We start from the raw sequence: 23,666 nt of genomic DNA on the forward strand, positions 1-23,666 counted from the left end.
GCGGGCGTCTCGAAGGACGAGGCGCTTGCTCAGGCCCCTACAGCTGCAGCGAGGGCGCGACTTCGCGCGCGACATTGACCAAAGCTGCAATCAGCGGCGTCATGGGATCGCGCTGCGGGATCACCAGGCCGATGCTGTAATTGACTTCGGGGTCGACGATCGGGATCGAGCGGACGGTGTCGGACAGGCCGAGCGTCTCGGCGAGCTTGGCCGGCATCACGCTGGCCCAGCGCCCGGTCTTGACGTGCGTGAACAGCACCAGCAGCGAGTTCGACGTCAACGTCGGCGTCGCCTCCGCGCCGACCGATCGCAATGCGCGGTCGATGATGCGGCGGTTCTGCATGTCGGGGGTCAAGAGGCACAGCGGCACCTGCCCGACCTCGGTCCAGGTCACCGTCTCGCGGTCGCCGAACATCGCGTCCGGCGCGGTGAGCAGGCGATAGCTCTCGTTGTAGAGCGGGATGGTGCGCACCTTGCCGATCGGCTCGTTCTCGATATAGGTCAGCCCCGCATCGACCTCGAGATTTTCGAGCAGGCCCAGCACCTCGGACGAGGTGGTGGACTGGATGCGGAAGCGCACCTCCGGATGCTTCGCACGGAACGGCGTGGTCAGCGCGGCGACCATGCCGAGCACGGTCGGGACCGCCGCGATGCGGATCTCGCCGGAGAGCTGATGCTTCAGCCCGTTGATCTCGTCGCGCATCGCGCGGGCATCGCCCACGATCCGCCGCGCCCAGTCGAGCGCCCGCTCGCCTTCCGGCGTAAAACCCTGAAAGCGCGAGCCGCGTTGGACCAGCATCACGCCGAGAATTTCCTCGAGCTGCTTGAGCCCGGTCGACATCGTCGGTTGCGTCACGCCGCAGGCCTCGGCCGCGCGGCCGAAATGCCGCTCCTTCGCCAGCGCCAGCAATAGTTCAAGCTTGTCGATCAACCGGTCGTCCCCTCGGATTCTATCTTGGCATGCAAGTTAGCACGCCGGACCTGCACCAACACGTAAAAACCCGCAGCCGGTCCAACTTTCATTACCAATCCATATCGATCAATCGCGGTTGCAAATCGATCAGAATCCGCAATCGCAGCACGGGACAGCTTTATTGATCTGCGAATGATTCCAACTAGTTTGCGGCGAAGGAAACGCTCTGGTTGAGAACGAGGAATGACAGCGGTTTATGAGCCTTGGAACGAGACGCGCGGCGCCGAGATCATCGCCGAACATGCCGGGCAGGAAGGCGCGACGCTCGTCATCCTGCATGCGCTTCAAGAGGCGTTCGGCTACGTGCCGGAGGCGGCGATTCCCATGGTGGCGCAGGCGCTCAATTTGTCGCGCGCCGAAGTGCACGGCGTTTTCACCTTCTACCATGATTTCCGCCACAAGCCCGCCGGCCGCCATGTGCTGAAGCTGTGCCGCGCCGAGGCCTGCCAGGCTGCCGGCGGCGATACGCTGGCTGCGCGGGCCGAGGCGAAGCTCGGCGTGTCGTTCGGCAACACGACGCCCGACGAGCGCGTCACGCTGGAGCCGATCTACTGCCTCGGCCTGTGCGCGACCGCGCCATCCGCCATGCTCGACGGCCGCCTGATCGGCCGGCTCGACCAGAAACGCCTCGATGCGCTGGTTGCGGAGGCGCAGCGATGAGCATGCGTTTCTACGTCTCACGTGACGCCGGCGCGGTCGCCGTCGGTGCCGACGAGGTCGCCCTGGCGCTGGAGCAGGCCGCCGCCAGGCGCGGCGTTGCCATCGAGATCGTCAGGACCGGCTCGCGCGGAATGTACTGGCTGGAGCCGCTGGTCGAGGTCGCAACGCCGCAGGGACGCATCGCCTTCGGCCCGGTGGCGGAAGCAGATGTGCCCTCCCTGCTCAACGCACTCGCAAACAACACGCCGCATCTCTTGCGGTTAGGGGCCACCGACGAGATCCCCTGGCTGAAGCGCCAGACCCGCCTCACCTTCGCCCGTTGCGGCGTGATCGATCCGCGCTCACTCGACGACTACCGCGGCCATGGCGGCTACAAGGGCCTCGCACGGGCTCTGTCGCTTGGCTCGGATGCGATCCTCACCGAAGTCACCGCATCGGGCCTGCGCGGCCGCGGCGGTGCCGGCTTCCCGACCGGGATCAAGTGGAAGACCGTCGCGCAGGCGAAGGCCGACCGCAAGTTTATCGTCTGCAACGCCGACGAGGGCGACAGCGGCACCTTTGCCGACCGCATGATCATGGAAGGCGATCCCTTCCTGGTGATCGAAGGCATGACCATCGCCGGCCTCACCGTCGGCGCGACCAAGGGCTACATCTACATCCGCAGCGAATATCCGCACGCTGTGGAAGCCATGAATGTCGCGATCCAGGCCGCGAAGCGCGGCGGCTATCTCGGCGACAAGATCGGCGGCTCCAAGCAAACCTTCGATCTCGAGGTGCGGGTCGGCGCGGGCGCCTATGTCTGCGGCGAGGAGACCTCGTTGCTGGAAAGCCTCGAAGGCCGCCGCGGCATCGTGCGCGCCAAGCCGCCGCTGCCGGCCCATCACGGCCTGTTCGGCAAGCCCACCGTCATCAACAACGTGCTGTCGTTCGCGGCCATCCCCTTCATCCTCGCCGAGGGCGCCAAGGCTTATGCCGATTTCGGCATGGGCCGCTCGCGCGGCACGATGCCGATCCAACTCGCGGGCAACATCCGCTACGGTGGCCTGTTCGAGACCGCCTTCGGTGTGACGCTCGGCGAGCTCGTCGACGACATCGGCGGCGGCACCTTCACCGGCCGCCCGGTCCGCGCCGTGCAGATCGGCGGGCCGTTAGGGGCCTATTTCCCCCGTGCGCTGTTCGACACGCCGTTCGATTATGAGGCCTTTGCCGCACGCGACGGCCTGATCGGCCATGGCGGCATCGTCGTGTTCGACGACAGCGTCGACATGCGCAGGCAGGCGCGCTTCGCCATGGAGTTCTGCGCCGTCGAATCCTGCGGCAAGTGCACGCCGTGCCGGATCGGCTCGACCCGGGGCGTCGAGACCATCGAGAAGATCATGCGCGGCGAGCGCGTCAATGAAAACATCGCGCTGGTCGAGGACCTCTGCAACACCATGAAATTCGGCTCGCTCTGCGCGCTCGGCGGCTTCACGCCCTACCCCGTGCTCAGCGCGTTGAAGCACTTCCGGGAGGATTTCGCACCCATCCCGACCACGCTGCAGGCCGCGGAATAGGAGAAGGACGATGTCTCTGATCGAAGAAGTCGACTACGGCACGCCGCGCTCCAAATCCACGACGATGGTGACGCTCACAATCGACGGCAGAGAGGTCAAGGTGCCCGAGGGCACCTCGATCATGCGCGCCGCGATGGACGCGGGCCACCAGATCCCGAAGCTCTGCGCAACCGACATGGTCGACGCGTTCGGCTCCTGCCGTCTCTGCCTCGTCGAGATCGAGGGTCGCGCCGGAACGCCGGCCTCCTGCACCACGCCAGTGATGAACGGTCTCGTCGTGCACACCCAGACCGAGCGGCTCAAAAAGCTGCGCAAGGGCGTGATGGAACTCTACATCTCCGACCATCCGCTCGACTGCCTCACCTGCGGCGCCAATGGCGACTGCGAGCTGCAGGACATGGCGGGCGCGGTGGGCTTGCGCGACGTGCGCTATGGTTATGAAGGCGAGAACCACGTCTTCGCCAAGAGCCACGGCTGCGACAACGACCATTGGATGCCCAAAGACGAGTCCAACCCGTACTTCACCTATGATCCCTCCAAGTGCATCGTCTGCTCGCGTTGCGTCCGCGCCTGCGAGGAGGTGCAAGGCACCTTCGCGCTGACCATCTCCGGACGCGGCTTCGACAGCCGCGTCTCGCCGGGCATGAGCGAGAGTTTTCTGGGCTCCGAATGCGTCTCCTGCGGCGCCTGCGTGCAGGCCTGCCCGACCGCGACGCTGACCGAGAATTCGGTGATCCAGATCGGCCAGCCCGAGCATTCCGTGGTCACCACCTGCGCCTATTGCGGCGTCGGCTGTGCCTTCAAGGCGGAGATGCGCGGCGAGGAAGTGGTGCGCATGGTGCCCTACAAGGACGGCAAGGCCAATCGCGGCCATTCCTGCGTCAAGGGCCGCTTCGCCTGGGGCTACACCAACCACAAGGAGCGCATCCTCAAGCCCATGATCCGCGAGCGGATCGAGGATCCCTGGCGCGAGGTGTCGTGGGACGAAGCGTTCACGTTTGCCGCCGCCAGGTTGCGCGGCATCCAGCAAAAATACGGCCGGGATGCCATCGGCGGCATCACCTCGTCGCGCTGCACCAATGAGGAGACCTATCTGGTGCAGAAGCTGATCCGCGCCGGCTTCGGCAACAACAATGTCGATACCTGCGCCCGCGTCTGCCATTCGCCGACCGGCTATGGCCTTGCCACCACCTTCGGCACCTCCGCCGGCACGCAGGATTTCGACTCGGTCGAGGACACCGACGTCGTGGTCGTGATCGGCGCCAATCCGGCTTCCGCCCATCCGGTGTTCGCGTCCCGCTTGAAGAAGCGGCTGCGCCAGGGCGCCAAGCTGATCGTGATCGACCCGCGCCGCACCGAGATGGTGGAATCGCCGCATGTGAAGGCGCTGCACCTGCCCCTGATGCCCGGCACCAACGTCGCCGTCATGACCGCGCTGGCGCATGTCATCGTCACCGAAGGGCTCGTCAACGAAGCCTTCGTGCGCGAGCGATGCGACTGGAGCGAGTTCGAGGAATGGGCCGCCTTCGTCGCCCGGCCCAAGAACAGCCCCGAAGCCACCGCCATCCTCACCGGCGTCGATCCGAAGGATCTGCGTGAAGCGGCCCGCACCTACGCCACCGGCGGCAACGGCGCGATCTATTACGGCCTCGGCGTCACCGAGCATAGCCAGGGCTCGACCACCGTGATCGCGATCGCGAACCTTGCGATGGTCACAGGCAATATCGGCCGCCCCGGCGTCGGCGTGAACCCGCTGCGCGGCCAAAATAACGTTCAAGGCTCCTGCGACATGGGCTCGTTCCCGCACGAGCTGCCCGGCTACCGCCACATCTCCGGCGATGCCGTGCGCGACCAGTTCGAGGCGCTCTGGAATGTCAAGCTCAACCCCGAGCCGGGCCTGCGCATTCCCAACATGTTTGATGCCGCGGTCGAAGGCACGTTCATGGGCATCTATGTGCAGGGCGAGGACATCCTGCAGTCCGACCCCAATACCAGCCACGTGGTCGCGGCACTGTCGGCGATGGAATGCGTCATCGTCCACGACCTGTTCCTGAACGAGACCGCGAACTACGCCCACGTCTTCCTGCCCGGCTCGAGCTTCCTCGAGAAGGACGGCACCTTCACCAACGCCGAGCGCCGCATCCAGCGCGTCCGCAAGGTGATGACGCCGAAGAACGGCCTGGCCGACTGGGAGGTTACCATCGGCCTTGCCAAGGCGATGGGCTTCGACATGAAGTACGGCCACCCTTCCGAGATCATGGACGAGATCGCGGCACTGACGCCGTCCTTCGCCGGCGTCTCCTATGCCAAGCTCGATGAGCTCGGCTCGGTGCAGTGGCCCTGCAACGACAAGGCGCCGGAGGGCACGCCGGTGATGCATATCGATGGCTTCGTTCGCGGCAAGGGCAAGTTCGTCGTGACCGAATATGTCGCGACCGACGAGCGCACCGGCCCGCGCTATCCCCTGTTGCTGACCACGGGCCGCATCCTCAGCCAGTACAATGTCGGCGCGCAGACGCGGCGCACAGAAAACGTGGTCTGGCATGCCGAGGACCGGCTCGAGATCCACCCGCATGATGCCGAGCAGCGCGGCGTGCGCGACGGCGACTGGGTGCGGCTGAAGAGCCGCGCCGGCGAGACCACGCTGCGTGCGGAGATCACCGATCGCGTTGCGCCCGGCGTCGTCTACACCACCTTCCACCATCCGGACACGCAGGCCAACGTCATCACGACCGATTATTCGGACTGGGCGACCAACTGCCCCGAATACAAGGTCACGGCGGTGCAGGTCTCGCCCTCGAACGGCCCGTCCGAGTGGCAGAAGGCCTATGATGCGCAGGCGCGCCAATCCCGCCGCATCGTGCCGGCCGAAGCCGCGGAGTAGCGCATGCACGTATCGGTCCAGGCCATCGATCGAGACGTCTGGCGCAACAATGCGGCGTCCGAAGGAACGCGGTTCGTCCCCGAGGAGACGCCGCTGGCGCTGACCTATAATGGCGGCACCTATGCCGTCATGATGGGGACGCCGCAGAACCTGGAAGATTTTGCGGTCGGCTTCAGCGTGAGCGAAGGCATCGTCAAATCGGTCGACGACATCAAGTCGCTCGAAATGGTCCGCCTCGACGACGGCATCGAGCTGCGCATGTGGCTGGCATCGGAAGATGCCGCGCGCATCAACCAGCGCCGTCGCCACATCGCAGGTCCCACAGGCTGCGGCATCTGCGGCGTCGAGTCCATCGCCGAAGCGGTGCGGCCCGCGGCGATCGTCCCGGACGGGCAGACCTTCACCCCCGAGCAGGTCATGGCGGCGATGCAGGCCATCGCGCCGCTGCAATCGATCAATCTGCAGACCCGCGCCGTTCATGCCGCTGCGTTCTGGTCCCCCACAGGCAACATCGTCGCGCTGCGCGAGGATGTCGGCCGCCACAATGCGCTCGACAAGCTCGCTGGCGCCCTGGCGCGCAGCCGCAACGAGCCGCGCAACGGCATGGTGCTGCTGACGAGCCGCGTCTCGGTCGAGATGGTACAGAAGACCGCCGCGATGGGCGCGCCGGTGATGGTCGCGGTGTCCGCGCCCACCGCCCTCGCGGTCCGCACGGCGGAAGCCGCCGGCATCACGCTGATCGCCATCGCGCGGCAGGACGGGTTCGAGATATTTTCACATGGTAGCCGGATCGTCGCGCGCCATGCCACGGAGGTCGCCGATGTCGCCTGACCGCCTGATTTACATGGCCAACCAGATCGGCAAGTTCTTTGGTAGTCAGGGCCGTGACAAGGCCGTGCCTGGTATTGCCGAGCACATCAAGAAGTTCTGGGATCCCCGCATGAAGCGCGCGATCTTCGCCCATCTCGATGCGGGCGGTGCGGGCCTGGAGCCCGACGTGCGCGAGGCCATCACCGCGCTGAAGCAGGCTATGACCCTTCCAGCAGCGCCCTGAACACGCGCCGCACCTCGCTCTGCGTCTCCTTCACCCGCGCCTCCAGTGAGGAGAAATCCGGCGCGTCGCCGGCGCGCGCCATGACGCGCTGCAGGTCGGTGCCGGCGGTATCAGGCTTGAAGCGCTCGCTGACGCAGAGCCGCAGAATCTGCGTCAAGTCGTGATAGAGCCGCGCCGCGGCGCGCAGGATCTCCGTCTCCGATTGCGCGAGCACGCCGATCCTGCAGGCATTCTCCAGCACCTGCATGGTGCTGACGTCGAGAATCTCGGGCTTGTCATGCGCGTGCACGAGCTGGAGATATTGCGCGATGAAGTCGATATCGACCATGCCGCCGGCGGCATGCTTGAGATCCCAGCAATCCGCCTCGCCCTTCTCCTGCGCGATCGCGCGCCGCATGTCGGCGACGTCGTTGGCGGTGATGGCAGGATCGCGGCGGCGGGTCAGGACATCGCGGATGACGCGCTCGATCCGCTCCCGGAATTCGGGCGAAGCCGAGACCACGCGCGCACGCGTCAGCGCCATGTGCTCCCAGGTCCAAGCCTCGGTGGCCTGGTAGTCCGCGAACGAGACGAGACTCGACGCCACCGGACCCGCGCGTCCCGAGGGACGCAGCCGCATGTCGATCTCATAGAGCACGCCGTAATTGGTGCGCGTCGTGAAGGCGCTGATCAGGCGCTGGGTGAAGCGGGCGAAATAGTGCGCGCCGTGAAGCGATTTCACTCCATCGGAGTCCGGATGCTCGCCGTCGAAATCGTAGAGCAGGATCAGGTCGAGATCGGACGAGGCCGTCATCTCGCGGCTGCCGAGCCGGCCCATCGCGATGATGGCGGTCTGCTGCCCCTTGATGCGGCCGTGCTGGGCGGCGAAGCGATCGGCAACCAGGCCGTGCACGGTGTGGACGATACCCTCGGCGACGTCGGCGAAGGCCGTGCTCGCCTGCTGCGCGGAGACGGTGCCGGAGAGGATGCGCGTGCCAATCAGGAACAGGCTCTCCTGCCCGAACAGGCGCAAGCGATCGAGGAACTCCTCGTATGAACCGGCGTCCTGCACGGTGGCAGCTAACCGCCCCGACAATTCCTGTCTGTCGGGCATGGCCCCGAAGAAGCGTGGATCGATCAGGCCATCCATCAGCTGGGGCTGCCGCGCCAGCATGTCGCCGAGCCGGGGCGCTGCTCCGAGCACCAGCGCCACCAGCGCGACGAGATCGCGGTTCTGGCCGAGCAGCGTGATCAGCCGGCCGCCGCGCTGAAGCGCGGCGAGGAAATGATCGAACGAGACGACAGCGCGATCCGGCTCTTCGGCGTGGGCAAGTCCGTCGATCAAGGCCGGCACGAACTCGACGAAGGCGCTTCGCGTCGCCTCAACGCGGAAGACGCGATAGTCGCCGGTGATCCAGTCGCGCACCGTCTGCGCGACCGCGGCGGGCTTCTTGAAGCCGAGCGTCGCGAGGTGCTGCAGCAGGCGCGGATCATCGGGGCCCGCACCGTAGTCGAGCGCCGGCAGCCTCGCCGTGCCGGTGGGGTCATCGCCCTCGAACAGTTTTTCGTAATGGCCCTGCACGATCTGGAGCTGGTGCAAGAGGTCGCGCGCAAACGCCTCGCGATTCCGATAGCCGAAGAACCACGCAAAGCGCTCGACCGCTTGCTTGTCCTCCGGCAGCGTGTGGGTCTGCTCGTCGGCGATCATCTGCAGGCGATGCTCGACACGGCGCAGGTATTCGTAGGCGGTCGCCAGCTCGTCCCGCGCCGCCACGGTGATCCAATTGCTGGCGGCGAGCACGTTGAGCGCCCGCAGCGTCGGCCGCACCCGCAATTCGGGATGGCGGCCGCCGGCGATCAATTGCTGGGTCTGCGCGAAGAATTCGATCTCGCGAATGCCGCCGCGCCCGACCTTGACGTTGTGGCCCTCGACCGCAACCTCGCTCTGGCCGCGATAGGTCTGCATCTGCCGCTTCATGTCGTGGACGTCGGCAAGTGCGGCAAAGTCGAGATGCTTGCGCCAGACGAACGGCGCGATCTCCGCAAGCAACGCCTCACCTGCCCTGGAATCGCCGCCACAGGTCCGCGCCTTGATCATCGCGGCGCGCTCCCACGTGCGCCCTTCCCGCTCGTAATAGTTCAGCGCGGCGTCCCGCGAGATCGCCACCTGCGTCGAGGACGGATCGGGCCGCAGCCGCAAATCGACGCGGAAGACGTAACCATCATAGGTGCGCTGCTGCAGGATGCGCGCCATGCCTTGCGTCACGCGGACGAAGAACGGCTGCGGCTCGATATCGGGCGCGAGGGTCGTCGCATCGGGATCGAAGAACACGATGAGATCGATATCGCTGGAATAGTTCAGCTCGCCCGCACCCATCTTGCCCATCGCGAGCACGATCAGCCCGCAGCCCTCTTCGGGTGCCTCGGGATTGGGCGGTGAGAGCTTGCCGCGTGCGGCTTCCTGCCGCAGCAGATATTGCAGTGCCGCCTGCACCGAGGACACCGCGACATCGGTCAGCGCCGCCGTCACCCGCATCACCGGCCAGACACCGCCGATATCGCACAGCGCGATCAGGAGCGCAGCCTCAGCCTTCATGCGGCGGAGCAGCCGCATCACCTCGGCCTCCTCCGAAGCCGCGAGCACCGCGCTGCGCGCCTCCGCGATCAGCGCCGTCAGATGCGCATCCGGATCGCATTCGAGCAGCCGGATCAGGCGCAAGGCATCGGCGCGCACCAGGTCGAACAGATAGGGCGAGAATTCCGCAATCCCGGTCAGGATCTCGCGGGCGAAGGGATGGCCGAGATGCGTTTCGAGACGGGCCGATTGTGCCGGCTCGAGCTCGGCCAGCCAGGTTTCGAAACGGGGTTCGTCGGTTGCGGAAGCGGCAATATGGGGAGCCTCCGCGAAGCGTGCGGCCAGCCTCTCACCATGCTTGTCCGCGTTTCCCGGCGCGGAGTGGTTCATGCCACCTTCTGTGGCACATCCGGTATTGGCGGAGCAACCCTGTCGCCGGCACCCGCGCGCGCCGGCAGCACCAGCGTGGCGACGAGGCCGGGATGGGCATCGCCCAAGCGCAATTCGCCGCCGTGCAACGTCGCCACCGCCGAGGCGAGGCTGAGGCCGAGGCCCGAGCCCGGCAGCGTGCGGCTGGCCTCCAGCCGCACGAATCGCTCGATGACGTGCTTGCGGTCGGCTTCGGGGATGCCGGGGCCGCGATCGGTGACGCTGAGCAGCACCAGGTCGCCGTCGCGCCTCGCCTCGATCGTGATTTGCCGCGCGTCCATGCTGACCACGGTTCCCGCCGGCTGTGCCGCGGGCTGGCCGTATTTGATCGCGTTCTCGACAAGATTGGCGAGCGCCTGGCTGATCAGCTCGCGATTGGCATGAACCGGCGTCGGCTCGCACTTGACCTTCAGGGTCATGCCGTCGTCCTCGGCGAGCGGCTCGTAGAGCTCGTGGATGCCCTCCGCGACCTCCGCGGCATCGAAGTCGTCCATGTTACCGCGCGCCTGTCCGGATTCCGCGCGCGCGATCATCAGAAGCGCGTTGAAGGTCCGGATCAGCCCGTCGGACTCCTCGATGGTCCGCTCCAGCGCGGCGCGATAATCCGCCTCGCAGCCCGATCTCGCCAGCGCCTCCTCGGCGCGATTGCGCAGCCGTGTCAGCGGCGTCTTGAGGTCGTGGGCGATGTTGTCGGAAACCTCCTTCAGCCCCGCCATCAGCGCCTCGATCCGCTCCAGCATGGCGTTAAGGTTCTCGGCGAGACGATCGATCTCGTCGCCGCTGCGCCCTACGGGCAGGCGCTCGCTGAGATCACCGGTCATGATCCGCTGCGCCGTGCCGGTCATCGCGTCGATGCGCCTCAGCACCCGTCGCGCGACGAAGATGCCGCCGCCGAGGCCGAGCACGACGACGATCAGGACCGAAAATTGCGCCGCCTTGGCGACGATGCCGAACAGGCGCCGCCGCTCGGCGAGGTCGCGGCCGATCAGAAGCCGGAAGCCGTTCTCCAATTCGGTGACACGAACCAGCGCGCGATGATCGCGGTCATCGCTGTCCTCGATCCGCCGGTAGGCCGTCTCCGACCAGCCGCGCGTCGCCAATACGCCCGGCGCCAGCGAGCCGACATTGCCGGCAATCGCCTGACCCGTCGGCGTGGTCACGAGGTAGAGGTTGGCGCCCGGCCGCAGTGCGCGGTACTCGATCGTGCGCACCAGGCGAACCATGCCGCCGCGGCCGTAGATCTCGTTGATCTCCGAGGTCTCGGCATTGACGGTCTGCGTGATCTCCTCGGTGATCAGCCGCCGCGTGTTCCAGGCGAAATAGGCCAGCAGCGAGGCCGCGAACATCGCGAACAGCAGCAGATAGACCAGCGTCAGCCGGAACGCCGTGGTGCGGACAAGTTTACCGAATGCCGTCACGGATCACTCTTAAGTAACTGATTTCACTGCCATCGTGCATACTTTAGAATTTAGACGCTTCTCCACAGCATCAGAAGTGACAAATCGTTCACGTAACGGCGGACGCAGACGTTGCACAAATTCAAAGATACACGTTAAGGTAACACTTTACACATTTGGAGACACTCGAAACATGGATTTGGATCATTTTCTCGAAAGGATCGTAAAGCTCAGTACCCAGCACAAACGGTTCTATCACTTTACGGATAAAAAGAACCTCCCACTGATCCGCGAACATGGCCTTCTGTCCACGAGTCAACTCAAAGCCCGCGGCCTGTATGACCGCGTCGTCACTGGTGGAGACGCGAACAGCCTTGAGAGTGATCGTTTAAAGGGTACCGATCAATTCGTATGCCTTTGTCTCACCGACAGCCACCCAATGGAATATGTGGCCCGAACCGGTGACCGAAAGCTCAATCCGATCTATCTGGGAATCGATCCAGAAGTGATAAAGCTTCCAGGGGTGATGCTTACAAGCGCACCGTCAAATCAGAACGGCGTGGAGAGAATGGAGCCGACAATTGGCTTGGACGAATTCGACTTACCGGTCATCTATACTTGGATGGACTGGAAGGACGCGAAAATCATGGACAGGCTTAAGATCGCGCGAAAATACGAAATCCTCATTCCTACAAACATCGAGTCTCGGCATATTCTCAAGGGACTTTAATTTGGAACAACGGTCTCTCGATGGCTAAACGACCCGTATTTGTCCCATCCATAACCGGGACTCAGATCGTCCATGAAATTCCAGTCCAGTTTCACTGGCACCCCGGACTTGCCTCTTCTCAGAAAAAGAAGAACGTTCTCGAATTGCATCGGGCTGCTTCGGATCTTGGAATTGCTCCACTGCTAGAGATATCAAGCAAATCCGAGCTAGAGGTTGGCCGAAAGCTCAGCGCGTTCCATTTGAAGGTCGACGTGGAGGGCAAAGCGACAACAGTAGAATGCGCATTCCAAGGTAGCAAAGTTTTCGAGCACGGCGGCCCCTACGTAGATCTCTATTGGAAAGATAGCAGGGAAGCGAAACGTGATGAGCGCCTCAAAACGTCTGGCAAGCTAGTTGGCTTTAGATTCGAGGGAAAAGACTTCCCAACCTCCCCAACAACAGTCTTCTACGATTGGCTCTACTTTAAAGCGCTCTATCCGCATCGCGAATGGCTAGAGCGTCGCGATGAGTGGGCAGGCTTCACGGATATAGAATTCAATCCCGAGCGCTCTTTGAACTGCCAAGCACGATCGTTCGCAGCTTTTATTGCTCTACAAAAACGAAAGCTCTTGGACAAAGCAATATCGTCATTCGATAATTTCAGATCGCTGATGCAGTCGACCGCGATCTGATACGAAGACTTTTCGCCACTTGAAGAAACTGATCATCTCCAAGTTATAGCTAAGGGTTTCCACGGTCTCAATGAAGGGTCTAACGCGGCCCGGGAGTGCGGAGCTACATTGTGAAGTTAACGTTCGCGCATATTAGAAACTATAAATCGCATCTCGACTCGCAGAGGATCCCGCTCGGTCCCAAGTTCACGATTTTGATTGGACAGAACAACTCTGGCAAGACCGCACTCTTAGAGGCCCTCAATCCTAACACCTTTAGGAATGCGTCACATCGCATACCCCAGCGCGGCCCCTACCCGCCCATTCCGAATCCGATTTCAGAAATCGATTACGGTGTTTCGCTAACCGGACAGGAGCTTGAGTTTCAAATCCTGACTACCGGATCGCGACTGTTCATGCCTGTGCCCGAGCACGTTGACCGCTCCCAGCGCTTCCAATACGCGTCCAACTTCTTTGCCAGCCACGAGCTTAATTTCCGGCTATATCATCCAGCAGAAGGCAGCTGGTTCGCAGGATTTCCTTCCCATCAGCTATTTCAAGTCGCGGGCAATGGCAGTCGCTTCTCTGTGCGGATTGAGGCTCAACCGGACCGCCAGAGATGGACTCTGGGGGAAGATTCTGGTGGCAACGACGACTTTCCCGGATTTGTTGGATTGCTCCTGAGTAAATCCTACTACGGCTTTAGGGCTGAGCGACTGAGCGTCGCACAATGCCAGATCAGTGAGAATGACGAACTCGCGCCGAACGCTAACAATCTCGCCTCAGTATTGCTTCAACTGCCAAAGAATCACAGTGCCCACGAACGATTTCAGAGACTCGTCAGGGAAATCTTTCCGAGTATTTTTTGGGTAGGATCGAGACCGATCTCAGCCAACACGGCTGAGATCGAAATTGTGATGAGCGACTCCGATGCTAGCTCATCCAAGGCTGGCATCACAGTATCTCTAAACGAAAGCGGGACGGGCGTCGGGCAGGTACTCGCCTTGCTATATGTGGTCGTCACAGCCAGCTTTCCTCGCATTATTGCCATTGATGAGCCAAATAGCTTCCTTCATCCCGGAGCGGCAAAGAAGCTCATCTCGATACTAAAGCAATTCGACCACCAGTACATTATCTCGACGCACTCCTCAGAACTTATAAAGATCGCAGATCCCGAGTATGTGCACCTGATCGAGTGGCGCGGAACGCAGTCCGTCGTGCAGACGCTCGACCAGAAGAATCTGCTAGATCAGCGAAAGCTGCTATCTGATCTCGGCGTCAGCCTATCGGACGTCTTCGGTGCCGATCAGATCCTATGGGTCGAAGGCCCCACTGAGGAACGCTGCTTTCCGCTCCTATTGGAACACTTGGGCCTTGCCTCGCCGGCGCTGTCTATCGCATCCGTGGTTGCCACGGATGATCTGACGGGAAGCCGGCCCAGAGCGAAGCTCGCCTGGGAAGTGTACGAAAAGCTGAGCCTTGGCAGCGCCCTCTTACCGCCCGCCCTGGCATTTTCTCTTGATCGAGAAGAGCGCACTCAAAAGGAAATGGAAGATCTGGATCGAGCATCTCGCGGCAAGGCGAAGTTCCTACCACGCCGAACTTACGAAAATTATCTAGTCGATCCCGATGCTATCACCGCGGTTGTCACCGAACTCGTGGGAGCCCCGCCTGTTATTAGTGCCGTCGAATGGATCGAACAGCACCAGGCTGATCGAAATTACTTGGATCGCCCACTCGGAGAGGCTGATCGGTGGGAGGTGCTTGTCGATGCTCCGAAGTTACTACACGATCTCTTCAATGCCCTGTCTGATGCCAGGGTTGAGTATCGAAAAACCACCCACTCCATAATGCTCACGGAGTGGCTCTTGGCGAATAAGCCGGACCAACTTTCCTCGCTCCTAGAATACGTTAGATCACTTACTCACAAGGCGACAAACGGCAGATGAGGTGATCATGTACCCGTTCGATTCGCCCTTAATCTATCTGATGCCGTCACGGATCATGTACCCCGCGCCGCGGATCGTGTGCAGCAGCGGGCGCTCGAAGCCCTTGTCGATCTTGGAGCGCAGCCGCGAGATGTGCACGTCGATGACGTTGGTCTGCGGATCGAAATGATAGTCCCAGACGTTCTCCAGCAGCATGGTCCGCGTCACCACCTGGCCGGCGTGCTTCATGAGGTATTCGAGCAGGCGGAATTCGCGCGGCTGCAGCGTCAGCTCGTCCTTGCCGCGGGCGACGCGATGCGAGAGCCGGTCGAGCTCGAGATCGCCGACGCGATAAAGCGTCTCCTCGGCGGGACCGCCGCGGCGGCGCGACAGCACTTCGACGCGGGCCAGCAGCTCGGCGAAGGAATAGGGTTTCGGCAGATAATCGTCGCCGCCGGCGCGCAGACCCTTGATGCGGTCATCGACCTGCCCGAGCGCGGAGAGAATCAGCACCGGCGTCGTATTGCCCTTGTCGCGCAATGCGCCGATCAGCGACAGGCCGTCGCGCTTGGGCAGCATGCGGTCGACCACCAGCACGTCGTATTCGCCGTTCTCGGCCATGGCGAGGCCTTCCTCGCCGTCGGCGGCGTGGTCGGCGATGTGTCCGACTTCGCGAAACGCCTTGGCGAGGTAGTCGGCGGATTCGCGGTCGTCTTCGATGATGAGGAGGCGCATCGTGCGTTCGGCGGCGGTCAAGGAGGTCAACCTTCTCTAAACATGGCGCGAGCGGCAACCGCATGCAAGCCGAGCAGGAGAGGCTCGAAGCGGGAAAAAGGCGGGCGGTGAGGCTGGGGGGACCTCACCGCCCTAGGCCTTCCGACGGAGGGGGGCGTAATTCCACCGGAAGGTAGATGAGGGAAGCCAGCGTTGCGCTGCTTCCCCGAAGGGCACCGGCGGCGGGGGCGACTGATGCCGGCGGTACCCTTCATCTCGTAGGCCTCCTGAAGGCCTCAGCCCTTGGCGATGGGCACCGCGACGAAGCGCGACTGGCCGCCGCTCTTCACGCGCATCAGGACGCTGTTCTTGTTGTCGGTCCGCGCCGCGTTGATGGCGTCGCGGACTTCGCCGGCGGTCGCCACGCTCTTGCCGCCGACCTCGAGGATCACGTCACCTTCCTTGAAGCCGCGTTCGGCCGCCGCGCTCTTCGGATCGACCTCGGTGACCACGACGCCTTCCTTGCCGGCACCGGCCACGGAATTGGCGGGCGCAACGGTCATGCCGAGCTTCGGTACGTCCGTCCCCTTGCTGGCGCCCTTGCCGCTGTCCTTGTCCAAGTCGGCCTTGGCCTCGACCGTATTCGGCAACTGGCCGAGGGTGAGGTTGACGACCTTGTCCTGGCCCTTGTGCAGCACGTTGAGCTTCACGGACGCGCCGGGCGCCATACCGCCGATGGTGCGGGCGAGCTCGCGGGCATCCTTGACGGGTTCACCGTTCACCGCGGTGATCACGTCACCGGACTCGATGCCGGCCTTCGCCGCCGGACCGTTCGCCTGCGGCTCCGCCACCAGCGCGCCTTCGGCCTTCTTCATGCCGAGGCTGTCGGCGATGTCGGAGGTTACGGGCTGGATCTGTACGCCGATCCAGCCGCGGCTGACCGAGCCCTTGTCCTTGAGCTGCGCAACCACGCTCTTGACGGTGTTGGCCGGGATCGAGAACGCGATGCCGACGCTACCGCCGGAGGGCGAGTAGATCGCGGTGTTGACGCCCATCACCTCGCCGTTTGTGTCGAAGGCCGGACCGCCGGAATTACCCTTGTTCACGGGCGCGTCGATCTGGATGAAATCGTCATATGGGCCGTTGCCGATGTCGCGGCCGCTCGCCGAGACGATGCCCGCGGTCACGGTGCCGCCGAGACCGAAGGGATTGCCGACCGCGAGCACCCAGTCGCCGATCCGCGGTTTGCTGTCGGCGAGCTTGGCGAATGGGAAGTTTGTGCTGCCTTCGACCTTGATCAGCGCGAGGTCGGTGCGCTGGTCGGTGCCGATCACCTTGGCGGTGTAGGTCTTGCCGTCGTCGGTGGTGACCTCGACCTTGTCGGCACCATCGACCACGTGGTTGTTGGTCACGGCATAGCCGTCAGCCGAGATGAAGAAGCCGGAGCCCTGCCCCTGCACGACGCGGCCACGGCCGCCCTTCAGGCCGGGGGGCAAACCATCCGGACCACCGAAGCGGCGGAAGAAGCGCTCCATCGGCGAGCCCGGCTGGAACGGCGAGGAGGAATCGTCGCCGTCGTCATTGCTCGCGGTCTTCTCCTTCATGTTGACCTTGACCGAGATCACCGAAGGCTTCACGCGCTCGACGACGTCGGCGAATCCGACCGGACGCTCGACCTTGCGAACCTCGTTGTTGACCTGCGCATGCGCCGGGCTGGAGAACAGGTCGGCCGGCGAGGTCGACGGGCTGAAGCCATAGACGGCCGCGCCGAGACCGGCGACGACCGAAGCCATCAGCGCGAGCTTGCGCGCGGAAAACACCGACCGGCGCGGCTGCCGGTAGGACGGGAGGTTCGAAAGGTCGATACGATCGTTCATGCGGAAATCTCCAGAGCCCTGAATTCCTGTTGGTGCCGGATGCGGCACCTTGCGAACCTGAAGATGGGGACTCCCGCCTTACCGCGCGCTGGCGGCGGGGTTAAACTTTTGTAATGATGCCTCGAGGCGGATGCGGCAGTTCAGCACAGGCCAAAAATCGTGGCCTTACAGGAACTTAATCGAGTTCCCCCGACCAGACGGCAGGCGCGAATTCTGGCCCCTCAGCTCGCCCTGACACTGACGATGAACTCGTCGACTTCGCGCTTCAAGGTCTCGGCCTGCCGCGACAGATCGACGGCCGAATCCCTGGCTTCGGCCGCCATGCGGCCGGTCTCGGCCGAGGTGGAGGTAATCTGGACGATATGGTTGGAGACGTCGAGGGTTCCGCGCGCGGCATCCTGGGCGCTGCGCGTGATCTCCTGTGTGGCGTTGCGCTGCTGGGCGGTGTCGACCTCGATGCCCGACATGATCGACGAGATCTCCGACAGCGTCCTGGAAATGCCGTCGATCGCGCCGCGGGTCTCCGCGGTGATGCCTTGAATGCTGGCGACCTGCGAGGTGATCTCCTCCGTCGCCTTGCTGGTCTGATGCGCCAGGTTCTTCACTTCCGAGGCGACCACCGCAAACCCCTTGCCCGCTTCGCCGGCCCGTGCCGCCTCGATGGTGGCGTTGAGCGCCAGGAGATTGGTCTGCGATGCGATCGCCTGGACGAGCTGGACGACCGCGCCGATCTTTTCGGCGGCATCCGACAGCGTGTGAATGGTATCGCGGCTCTTCTCCGCTTGGCTTGCAGCGCCTTCGGCGCGCTGGGTCGCGTCCGTGACGCGGCGGCTGATCGTGCCGATGGAGTTCGTCATCGCCTCGGCGGACCCTGCAACCGTCTGCACGCTGGCGCTGGCCTGGCTCGCCGCGCTCGCGACCGCATTGGCCTTGGTGCTGGTGTCGTTGGCGGTCCGCGACAACGTCTCCGCGTTGGTCTTCAGATGCACGGCCGATGACGCCACGCTGGCGACGACACTGGCGACGAGATCGTTGAAGCGCTTGATCCTGTTATCGAGGAATTTCGAACGCTCGGCCTGATGCTGCGCTTCATGCAGCTGCTGCTCGGAGAGGCGGCGCCGCTCGATGCCGTTGGTCTTGAACACCTCCAGCGCACCGGCGAGCAGGCCGATCTCGTTGGTGCGACCGAGCCCCGGAACTGATGTCTCGAACTTCTGGTCGGCGACCTCGCGCATGGCATGCACGATGGCCGCGAGGGGATTGAGGATGCCGTTGCGCACGGCGAACCAGGTCGTGAAGCAGATCGCGAAAGCGACGACGGCGATCACGCCGCAGGCGAGCAGGAAATAAGAAAACGCGGTCTGCGCCTGCTGGTAGGTCTGCATGGCATGGTCGCGCGCCGGGCCGCTCAGCGCGGCGAAGTTCGCAGAGAGGCTGGTGATCTCGTTGTTGAGATAGAGCACCGCGATGAAGCCGGTGCTGCCGCCGATGCCAAGGAGGAACAATAACGCAGCGACGACGGCGCCGACCAGGAAGCGGATCGTCAGATTGCTGTTCGCGAACATCGGGGGACTCAGGAGCTGGAATCAAATCTCGCGACAAGCTTCCAGACAAAGGTCAATTTAGCATGAACCACGCAGCCGTTGCCGCGCACTGCGTGGCACGACGTAGACGGCTTCAGGGCGATTTGGGTTCGTCCGACATCAAGGCCGCAAGCCGCGCCTTCTCCTCCGCCGTGAGCGGCGGAGGCGGTACGTCGGCACCCCTTCCCGAGCGGCGGCGGATCTGCAGCCACAGCGCCAGGCCGCCGCCGATCAGCAGCACCGGCCCGAGCAGCCACAGCAGCAGGGTCTGCAGCTCGAAGCGCGGCTTGAGCAACACGAACTCGCCGTAGCGCGCCACCAGGAAATCGAGCACCTGCGAATTGCTGTCGCCGGCCGCGATGCGCTCGCGCACCAGCAGCCTGAGATCGCGTGCCAGCGGCGCATCGGAATCGTCGATCGACTGATTCTGGCAAACCATGCAGCGAAGCTCGCGCGACAATTCGCGCGCGCGCGATTCCTTCACCGGATCCGGCATGATCTCGTCGGGCTGGACAGCGTGGGCCGCCGGCAACGCCAGCAGCAGCAAGGCGACGAAGGCGGCCATCATCCGGCGCATCGGATCATTCCGCGGGCTGGAGGCGCTGCTTGGCCCGCGCCGGCTTCGGCGCGCCGACCCGCAGGCGGCGGTCGGAGAGCGAGAGCACGCCGCCGAGCGCCATCAGCACCGGCCCCCACCAGATCAGGAGAACCAGCGGCTTGTGATAGATGCGCACGGCGATGGCGCCTTCGGCGGTGGCGTCGCCGAGCGAGACGTAGAGCTGGCTCGCCCCGCGCGTCAGCAGCGCCGCTTCGGTGGTCGACGAGCCGCGCGTGGTGAAGCTGCGCTTGGACGGCGTCATCACCGTGACCGCCTCGCCATCGCGGCTGATCTTGAACTCGGCAATCATCTCGCGGTAGTTCGGGCCCTGGCGTTGAAACAGCCCGTCGAGCTTCAGATCGTAGCCGGCGACATGGGCAGTCTCGTTCGGTTTCATAGTCGCGATGTATTCGCTGTTCCAGGTGGTCTCGCAGACGATCCCGATCAGCGCAACGCCGAGGCCGGCATGCGCGAACGCGGTGCCCCACGCCGAGCGCGGCAGGCCGCGCGCCCGGTGCAGCACCGTTGCGAACGGCAGGCGCACCAGGCCCGTCCGTTCGACCAGATCGGTGACCGCGCCGGCGATGACGAAGACGCCGAGCCCGATCGCGAGCGGCGCCAGCGCGCTGCCGCCCCGCACCCAGGCCCAGACGATGGCGACCACGACCAGCCCGGCGACGCCGGCGGCGAGCAGACGCTGCATCACGCCGAGCAGGTCGCCGCGCTTCCACGCCAGCATCGGCCCGAACGGCACCGCGAGCAGCAACAGCGCGAACAGCGGCGCGAAGCTCAGATTGTAGAAGGGGGCGCCGACCGACATCTTGAAATCGGCGAGCATCTCCATCGCGAGCGGATAGAGCGTGCCGAACAGCACCACGGCGCAGGCCACCGTGAGCAGCAGATTGTTAAGCACCAGCGCGCCCTCGCGCGAGATCGGTGCGAACAGGCCGCCCTGCTTCAGCGAGGTGGCGCGGCCCGCGAACAGCGCCAGGCTGCCGCCGATGAACAGGCAGAGGATCAGCAAAATGAACACGCCGCGGGTCGGATCGGTGGCGAAGGCGTGCACCGAGGTGATGACGCCCGAGCGAACCAGGAAGGTACCGAGCAGCGACAGCGAGAAGGTCAGGATCGAGAGCAGGATAGTCCAGACCTTCAGCGCGTTGCGCTTCTCCATCACCAGCGCCGAATGCATGAGCGCGGTGCCGGCGAGCCAGGGCATCAGCGAAGCGTTCTCCACCGGATCCCAGAACCACCAGCCGCCCCAGCCGAGCTCGTAATAGGCCCAATACGAGCCCATGGCGATGCCGAGGGTCAGGAAGATCCAGGCGACCAGCGTCCAGGGCCGCACCCAGCGCGCCCAGGCCGCATCGATCCGTCCCTCCATCAGGGCCGCGATCGCGAATGAGAACGAGATCGAAAAGCCGACATAGCCGAGATAGAGCATCGGCGGATGCACGGCGAGACCGATGTCCTGAAGCACGGGATTGAGATCGCGTCCCTCGATCGGGGGGCTCGCGATGCGCAGGAACGGGTTCGATGTCATCAGGATGAAGAGGTAGAACGCGCTGGCGACCCAGGCCTGCACAGCCAGCACATGCGCGCGCAGCGAGAGCGGCAGATTGTTGCCGAAGCTTGCGACCAAGCCGCCGAACAGCGCGAGGATCAACACCCACAGCAGCATCGAGCCTTCATGGTTTCCCCAGACGCCCGTGATCTTGTAGAGCAGCGGCTTCATCGAGTGGGAATTCTCGTAGACGTTAGCGACGGAGAAATCCGAGTTCACGTGCAGCATCACCAGCGCCGTGAATGAGGCGCCGACGAACAGCAACTGAGCCAGTGCGGTCGAGCGCGCCACGTTCATCAGGGCGGCGTCGCCAAGGCGCGCGCCGATCAGCGGCACCGCGGACTGGATCAGTGCGAGGGCGAGCGCCAGCACCAGCGCGTAATGTCCTGATTCCGCGATCACCGCACCGCTCCCTGCGGATTGCCTTGCGCGGTCGTCGCCGCGGGTTTGGCGGCACCGGAGGCTTGGGTACCGGAGCCTTGGGCGCCGGAGCCTTGGGCACCGTAATCGTCCTTCCAGTGCCCCTGCTTCTTCAGGGCATCGGCGACGTCCTTGGGCATGTAGGTCTCGTCGTGCTTGGCAAGGACGGTATCGGCCTTGAACACGCCGTTGGCATCGAGTGCGCCTTCCGCGACGACGCCCTGCCCTTCGCGAAATAGGTCGGGCAGAATGCCTTTGAAGGCGACCGGCAGCTTGGCGTTGCCGTCGGCGACCTCGAACGTCACCGCGAGATTGTCGCCGCGCTGGAGCGAGCCGGGCTGCACCAAGCCGCCGAGGCGAAACCGCTTGCCGGGCTCGACATGCTTCTCGGCGACCATGGTCGGGGTCGAGAAGAACACGATGGAGTCGCGCAGCGCGTTGAGCACCAGCGCGGCCGCGAGCGCGAGCACGGCGAGCGATCCGCCGATGATGGTCATACGTCGTTGCTTGCGCGTCATGGCGTATCCGTTCTCCGCATCTCTCGTCCCGAAATCATCATCCGCCGATCCCGAGAGTCTTCAGGCCTTCGTTGAGCTGGCGCAGCCGCTCGGCGTTGCTGGCAACCGCCTGCCGGGCATCGGCCGAAGCGCCCATTGCCTTGTCCCGCTCGCCCATCACCAGATAGGCGCGCACCAGACGCAGCCAGCCCTCGACATCGTCGCCGTTCTGCTTCAGCCGCGTCGCCAGACGGTCGACCATGCCGCGCACCATCGCGTTGCGATCGGTTTCGGCCATGTCCTTGGAGGCAGCAATCGTCTCGTCGGACAGCGCCGGCAGCGTGCCGCCCCCACCGACCCGCGCCAGCGAGGACTGCACCAGGGCACGCCACTGAGCATCCGCCGGCGCTTTCGCAAGCAGCGCACGCCAGATGTTGGCCGCGTCGTCCTTGCGGCCGTCCTGCTCGGCGGCAAGGCCCAGAAAGTAATTCGCCTTGGGATCGTCGGCGTTCAAGGCGTGCGCGCGCTCGAATTCGGCCTTGGCCTCGGCGGTCACCACGCCGCCGGCGGCAGCCGAGATCGCTTCGCCGAGATCGGACCTGCGCTCCGCGCTTTCGCCATTGTAGGTGAGCGAGTTGCGATAGGCGCGCACCGCGTCGTCGAAGCGGCCGAGCCGCTCCAGAACCGGCGCGAGCACGTGCCAGCCGCGCCCGTCCGTCGGATTCTTCTCCAGATGCTGCTCGACCTGCACGACGAGGTTCTCGAGCGACTGCGCCATGCCACCCCCGCGCTCCCGCTGCGCAAGCGGAAAGTCCTGCAGCCGGGGCGAGCCGAGCGGCATGTAGACGCCGGCCGCGATGAGCGGCAGTCCGGCAAGCGCCAGCACGGCCGCCGCACGGCGCCATTTGAGGTTCGACTTCGGCGCCGTTGCCGGCTCGCTGGCCGCCGCCGCGAGCAGCCTGCGGCTGACCTCGACGCGCGCAGCCTCGGCCTCCGGCGCCAAGATCAATCCTGCGGCGAGATCACGCTCGATCTCGGCCAGCTGGTCCTTATAGACCGCGACCTCGCTGCCCTGATCTTGCGCGCGGCTGGTGCGGCCAAGCGGCCAGAGCACGGCGAAAATCGCCGCGACCGTCATCAGCGCGAACACGAACCATAGCGTCATCTGGCAAGCTTCCGGCGGCGCCCGAACCGCGCCTGTAGGTGCCTTTACACCACGGCCGGAGGATGCGGCAATTGACAATTGTCAAGGCGGCGCTACCCGCGGGTCGTCCCGAAAAGGTGAAAATCCAACGGCTTAGCCGATCTCGAAGTCGATACTTTGCGCGGCCTGCTCGCCGTGCCCGTCGAAGGCCTTCAGGAAGTATGTTCCGGGCTTGATTGCATCCGGCAATCTGATGCGCAGCGCTCCGACCGGAACCCGAGATGCAACCCTGGTGGCGGTCTCAGGCAGCTGCCGATCGCTGGCCTTCTCGACCAGCACCACCTTGGCTCCAACCATCAGCCGTTGATATTTGGCAACGAGGACGCGGTTCTCAATTTCAATCGAGCTGATGACCGGTTTCATGCGTCTACAGATGGAAATTTCCAGACTTGCACTG

Annotated in this window: 19 protein-coding genes; 8 read left to right on the top strand and 11 right to left on the bottom strand. The window is 64.2% G+C overall.

Annotation, left to right across the window (positions count from 1 at the left end):
• Positions 1 to 37 precede the first annotated feature (37 nt).
• Entirely contained in the window at positions 38 to 931 is an 894-nt protein-coding gene (locus ACM43_RS30385; RefSeq protein ID WP_157282484.1) for a LysR family transcriptional regulator, read from the bottom strand.
• Positions 932 to 1,156: 225 nt separating this feature from the next.
• Here ACM43_RS30385 and ACM43_RS30390 point away from each other — a divergent pair, with 225 nt between their 5' ends.
• The 5 genes from ACM43_RS30390 to ACM43_RS30410 are packed head-to-tail and all read left to right on the top strand — an operon-like array spanning position 1,157 to position 7,124.
• Positions 1,157 to 1,633: a formate dehydrogenase subunit gamma gene (locus ACM43_RS30390; RefSeq protein ID WP_271545185.1), complete on the top strand. Its 477-nt coding sequence runs from the start codon at positions 1,157 to 1,159 to the stop codon at positions 1,631 to 1,633.
• Entirely contained in the window at positions 1,630 to 3,186 is a 1,557-nt protein-coding gene (locus ACM43_RS30395) for a formate dehydrogenase beta subunit (RefSeq protein WP_271545186.1), read from the top strand. Before ACM43_RS30390 ends, ACM43_RS30395 begins: the two co-directional genes overlap by 4 nt.
• A gap of 10 nt (positions 3,187 to 3,196) precedes the next feature.
• Positions 3,197 to 6,070, top strand: coding sequence for a formate dehydrogenase subunit alpha (gene fdhF / locus ACM43_RS30400; RefSeq protein ID WP_271545187.1), 2,874 nt, complete (start codon positions 3,197 to 3,199; stop codon positions 6,068 to 6,070).
• A gap of 3 nt (positions 6,071 to 6,073) precedes the next feature.
• A complete protein-coding gene (fdhD, locus tag ACM43_RS30405; RefSeq protein ID WP_157282480.1) occupies positions 6,074 to 6,901 on the top strand; it encodes a formate dehydrogenase accessory sulfurtransferase FdhD in 828 nt (275 codons plus the stop codon).
• Positions 6,891 to 7,124: a formate dehydrogenase subunit delta gene (locus tag ACM43_RS30410; protein WP_271545188.1), complete on the top strand. Its 234-nt coding sequence runs from the start codon at positions 6,891 to 6,893 to the stop codon at positions 7,122 to 7,124. The genes fdhD and ACM43_RS30410 overlap by 11 nt, the downstream gene beginning before the upstream one ends.
• Here the strand turns inward: ACM43_RS30410 and ACM43_RS30415 are convergent.
• Entirely contained in the window at positions 7,099 to 10,068 is a 2,970-nt protein-coding gene (locus ACM43_RS30415) for a bifunctional [glutamine synthetase] adenylyltransferase/[glutamine synthetase]-adenylyl-L-tyrosine phosphorylase (RefSeq protein ID WP_271545189.1), read from the bottom strand. The two genes, ACM43_RS30410 and ACM43_RS30415, sit on opposite strands and share 26 nt — an antisense overlap.
• The gene (locus tag ACM43_RS30420) at positions 10,065 to 11,525 is read right to left on the bottom strand and encodes a sensor histidine kinase (protein ID WP_271545190.1); all 1,461 of its coding nucleotides are present in this window, start codon (positions 11,523 to 11,525) and stop codon (positions 10,065 to 10,067) included. Before ACM43_RS30420 ends, ACM43_RS30415 begins: the two co-directional genes overlap by 4 nt.
• 172 nt (positions 11,526 to 11,697) lie before the next feature.
• Between ACM43_RS30420 and ACM43_RS30425 the strand changes: the two genes are divergently transcribed.
• The 3 genes from ACM43_RS30425 (at position 11,698) to ACM43_RS30435 (ending at position 14,833) form a co-directional block, all read left to right on the top strand.
• Positions 11,698 to 12,234, top strand: a complete 537-nt coding sequence (locus ACM43_RS30425) for a DarT ssDNA thymidine ADP-ribosyltransferase family protein (RefSeq protein ID WP_271545191.1) — start codon at positions 11,698 to 11,700, stop codon at positions 12,232 to 12,234.
• A 20-nt stretch (positions 12,235 to 12,254) separates the two neighbouring features.
• Entirely contained in the window at positions 12,255 to 12,905 is a 651-nt protein-coding gene (locus ACM43_RS30430; protein WP_271545192.1) for a DarT1-associated NADAR antitoxin family protein, read from the top strand.
• A gap of 110 nt (positions 12,906 to 13,015) precedes the next feature.
• Positions 13,016 to 14,833, top strand: a complete 1,818-nt coding sequence (locus ACM43_RS30435; RefSeq protein ID WP_271545193.1) for an AAA family ATPase — start codon at positions 13,016 to 13,018, stop codon at positions 14,831 to 14,833.
• A 33-nt stretch (positions 14,834 to 14,866) separates the two neighbouring features.
• On the opposite strand, the gene ACM43_RS30440 is transcribed toward ACM43_RS30435, so the two are convergent.
• The 8 genes from ACM43_RS30440 to ACM43_RS30475 all read right to left on the bottom strand — a co-directional run bounded on the left by ACM43_RS30440 (position 14,867) and on the right by ACM43_RS30475 (position 23,632).
• Complete coding sequence (locus tag ACM43_RS30440) at positions 14,867 to 15,547, bottom strand: response regulator transcription factor (protein WP_036035209.1); 681 nt, start codon at positions 15,545 to 15,547, stop codon at positions 14,867 to 14,869.
• A gap of 275 nt (positions 15,548 to 15,822) precedes the next feature.
• On the bottom strand, positions 15,823 to 17,403 hold the full coding sequence (locus ACM43_RS30445; protein WP_271545194.1) for a Do family serine endopeptidase: 1,581 nt from the start codon (positions 17,401 to 17,403) through the stop codon (positions 15,823 to 15,825).
• A gap of 221 nt (positions 17,404 to 17,624) precedes the next feature.
• Positions 17,625 to 18,968: a methyl-accepting chemotaxis protein gene (locus ACM43_RS30450; RefSeq protein WP_271545195.1), complete on the bottom strand. Its 1,344-nt coding sequence runs from the start codon at positions 18,966 to 18,968 to the stop codon at positions 17,625 to 17,627.
• A 112-nt stretch (positions 18,969 to 19,080) separates the two neighbouring features.
• Complete coding sequence (locus ACM43_RS30455) at positions 19,081 to 19,563, bottom strand: cytochrome c-type biogenesis protein (RefSeq protein ID WP_271545196.1); 483 nt, start codon at positions 19,561 to 19,563, stop codon at positions 19,081 to 19,083.
• Positions 19,564 to 19,567: 4 nt separating this feature from the next.
• Complete coding sequence (locus ACM43_RS30460) at positions 19,568 to 21,550, bottom strand: heme lyase CcmF/NrfE family subunit (protein ID WP_271545197.1); 1,983 nt, start codon at positions 21,548 to 21,550, stop codon at positions 19,568 to 19,570.
• Entirely contained in the window at positions 21,547 to 22,086 is a 540-nt protein-coding gene (ccmE, locus tag ACM43_RS30465) for a cytochrome c maturation protein CcmE (protein ID WP_157282474.1), read from the bottom strand. Before ccmE ends, ACM43_RS30460 begins: the two co-directional genes overlap by 4 nt.
• A 37-nt stretch (positions 22,087 to 22,123) precedes the next feature.
• Positions 22,124 to 23,230: a c-type cytochrome biogenesis protein CcmI gene (ccmI, locus tag ACM43_RS30470; RefSeq protein WP_271545198.1), complete on the bottom strand. Its 1,107-nt coding sequence runs from the start codon at positions 23,228 to 23,230 to the stop codon at positions 22,124 to 22,126.
• A gap of 132 nt (positions 23,231 to 23,362) precedes the next feature.
• A complete protein-coding gene (locus tag ACM43_RS30475; RefSeq protein WP_157282472.1) occupies positions 23,363 to 23,632 on the bottom strand; it encodes a hypothetical protein in 270 nt (89 codons plus the stop codon).
• Positions 23,633 to 23,666: the final 34 nt, after the last annotated feature.

The sequence above is a fragment of the Bradyrhizobium sp. CCBAU 45321 genome (assembly GCF_028128975.1).
Lineage (GTDB): Bacteria > Pseudomonadota > Alphaproteobacteria > Rhizobiales > Xanthobacteraceae > Bradyrhizobium > Bradyrhizobium yuanmingense.

Coding starts and splice junctions, on each gene's coding strand:
- ACM43_RS30395 (WP_271545186.1), top strand. CDS start 1,630: ATGAGCATGCGTTTCTACGTCTCACGTGACGCCGGCGCGGTCGCCGTC.
- ACM43_RS30455 (WP_271545196.1), bottom strand. CDS start 19,563: ATGCGCCGGATGATGGCCGCCTTCGTCGCCTTGCTGCTGCTGGCGTTG.
- ACM43_RS30390 (WP_271545185.1), top strand. CDS start 1,157: ATGACAGCGGTTTATGAGCCTTGGAACGAGACGCGCGGCGCCGAGATC.
- ACM43_RS30430 (WP_271545192.1), top strand. CDS start 12,255: ATGGCTAAACGACCCGTATTTGTCCCATCCATAACCGGGACTCAGATC.
- ACM43_RS30425 (WP_271545191.1), top strand. CDS start 11,698: ATGGATTTGGATCATTTTCTCGAAAGGATCGTAAAGCTCAGTACCCAG.
- ccmI (WP_271545198.1), bottom strand. CDS start 23,230: ATGACGCTATGGTTCGTGTTCGCGCTGATGACGGTCGCGGCGATTTTC.
- ACM43_RS30445 (WP_271545194.1), bottom strand. CDS start 17,403: ATGAACGATCGTATCGACCTTTCGAACCTCCCGTCCTACCGGCAGCCG.
- ACM43_RS30440 (WP_036035209.1), bottom strand. CDS start 15,547: ATGCGCCTCCTCATCATCGAAGACGACCGCGAATCCGCCGACTACCTC.
- ACM43_RS30415 (WP_271545189.1), bottom strand. CDS start 10,068: ATGAACCACTCCGCGCCGGGAAACGCGGACAAGCATGGTGAGAGGCTG.
- ACM43_RS30475 (WP_157282472.1), bottom strand. CDS start 23,632: ATGAAACCGGTCATCAGCTCGATTGAAATTGAGAACCGCGTCCTCGTT.
- ccmE (WP_157282474.1), bottom strand. CDS start 22,086: ATGACGCGCAAGCAACGACGTATGACCATCATCGGCGGATCGCTCGCC.
- ACM43_RS30410 (WP_271545188.1), top strand. CDS start 6,891: ATGTCGCCTGACCGCCTGATTTACATGGCCAACCAGATCGGCAAGTTC.
- fdhF (WP_271545187.1), top strand. CDS start 3,197: ATGTCTCTGATCGAAGAAGTCGACTACGGCACGCCGCGCTCCAAATCC.
- ACM43_RS30450 (WP_271545195.1), bottom strand. CDS start 18,968: ATGTTCGCGAACAGCAATCTGACGATCCGCTTCCTGGTCGGCGCCGTC.
- fdhD (WP_157282480.1), top strand. CDS start 6,074: ATGCACGTATCGGTCCAGGCCATCGATCGAGACGTCTGGCGCAACAAT.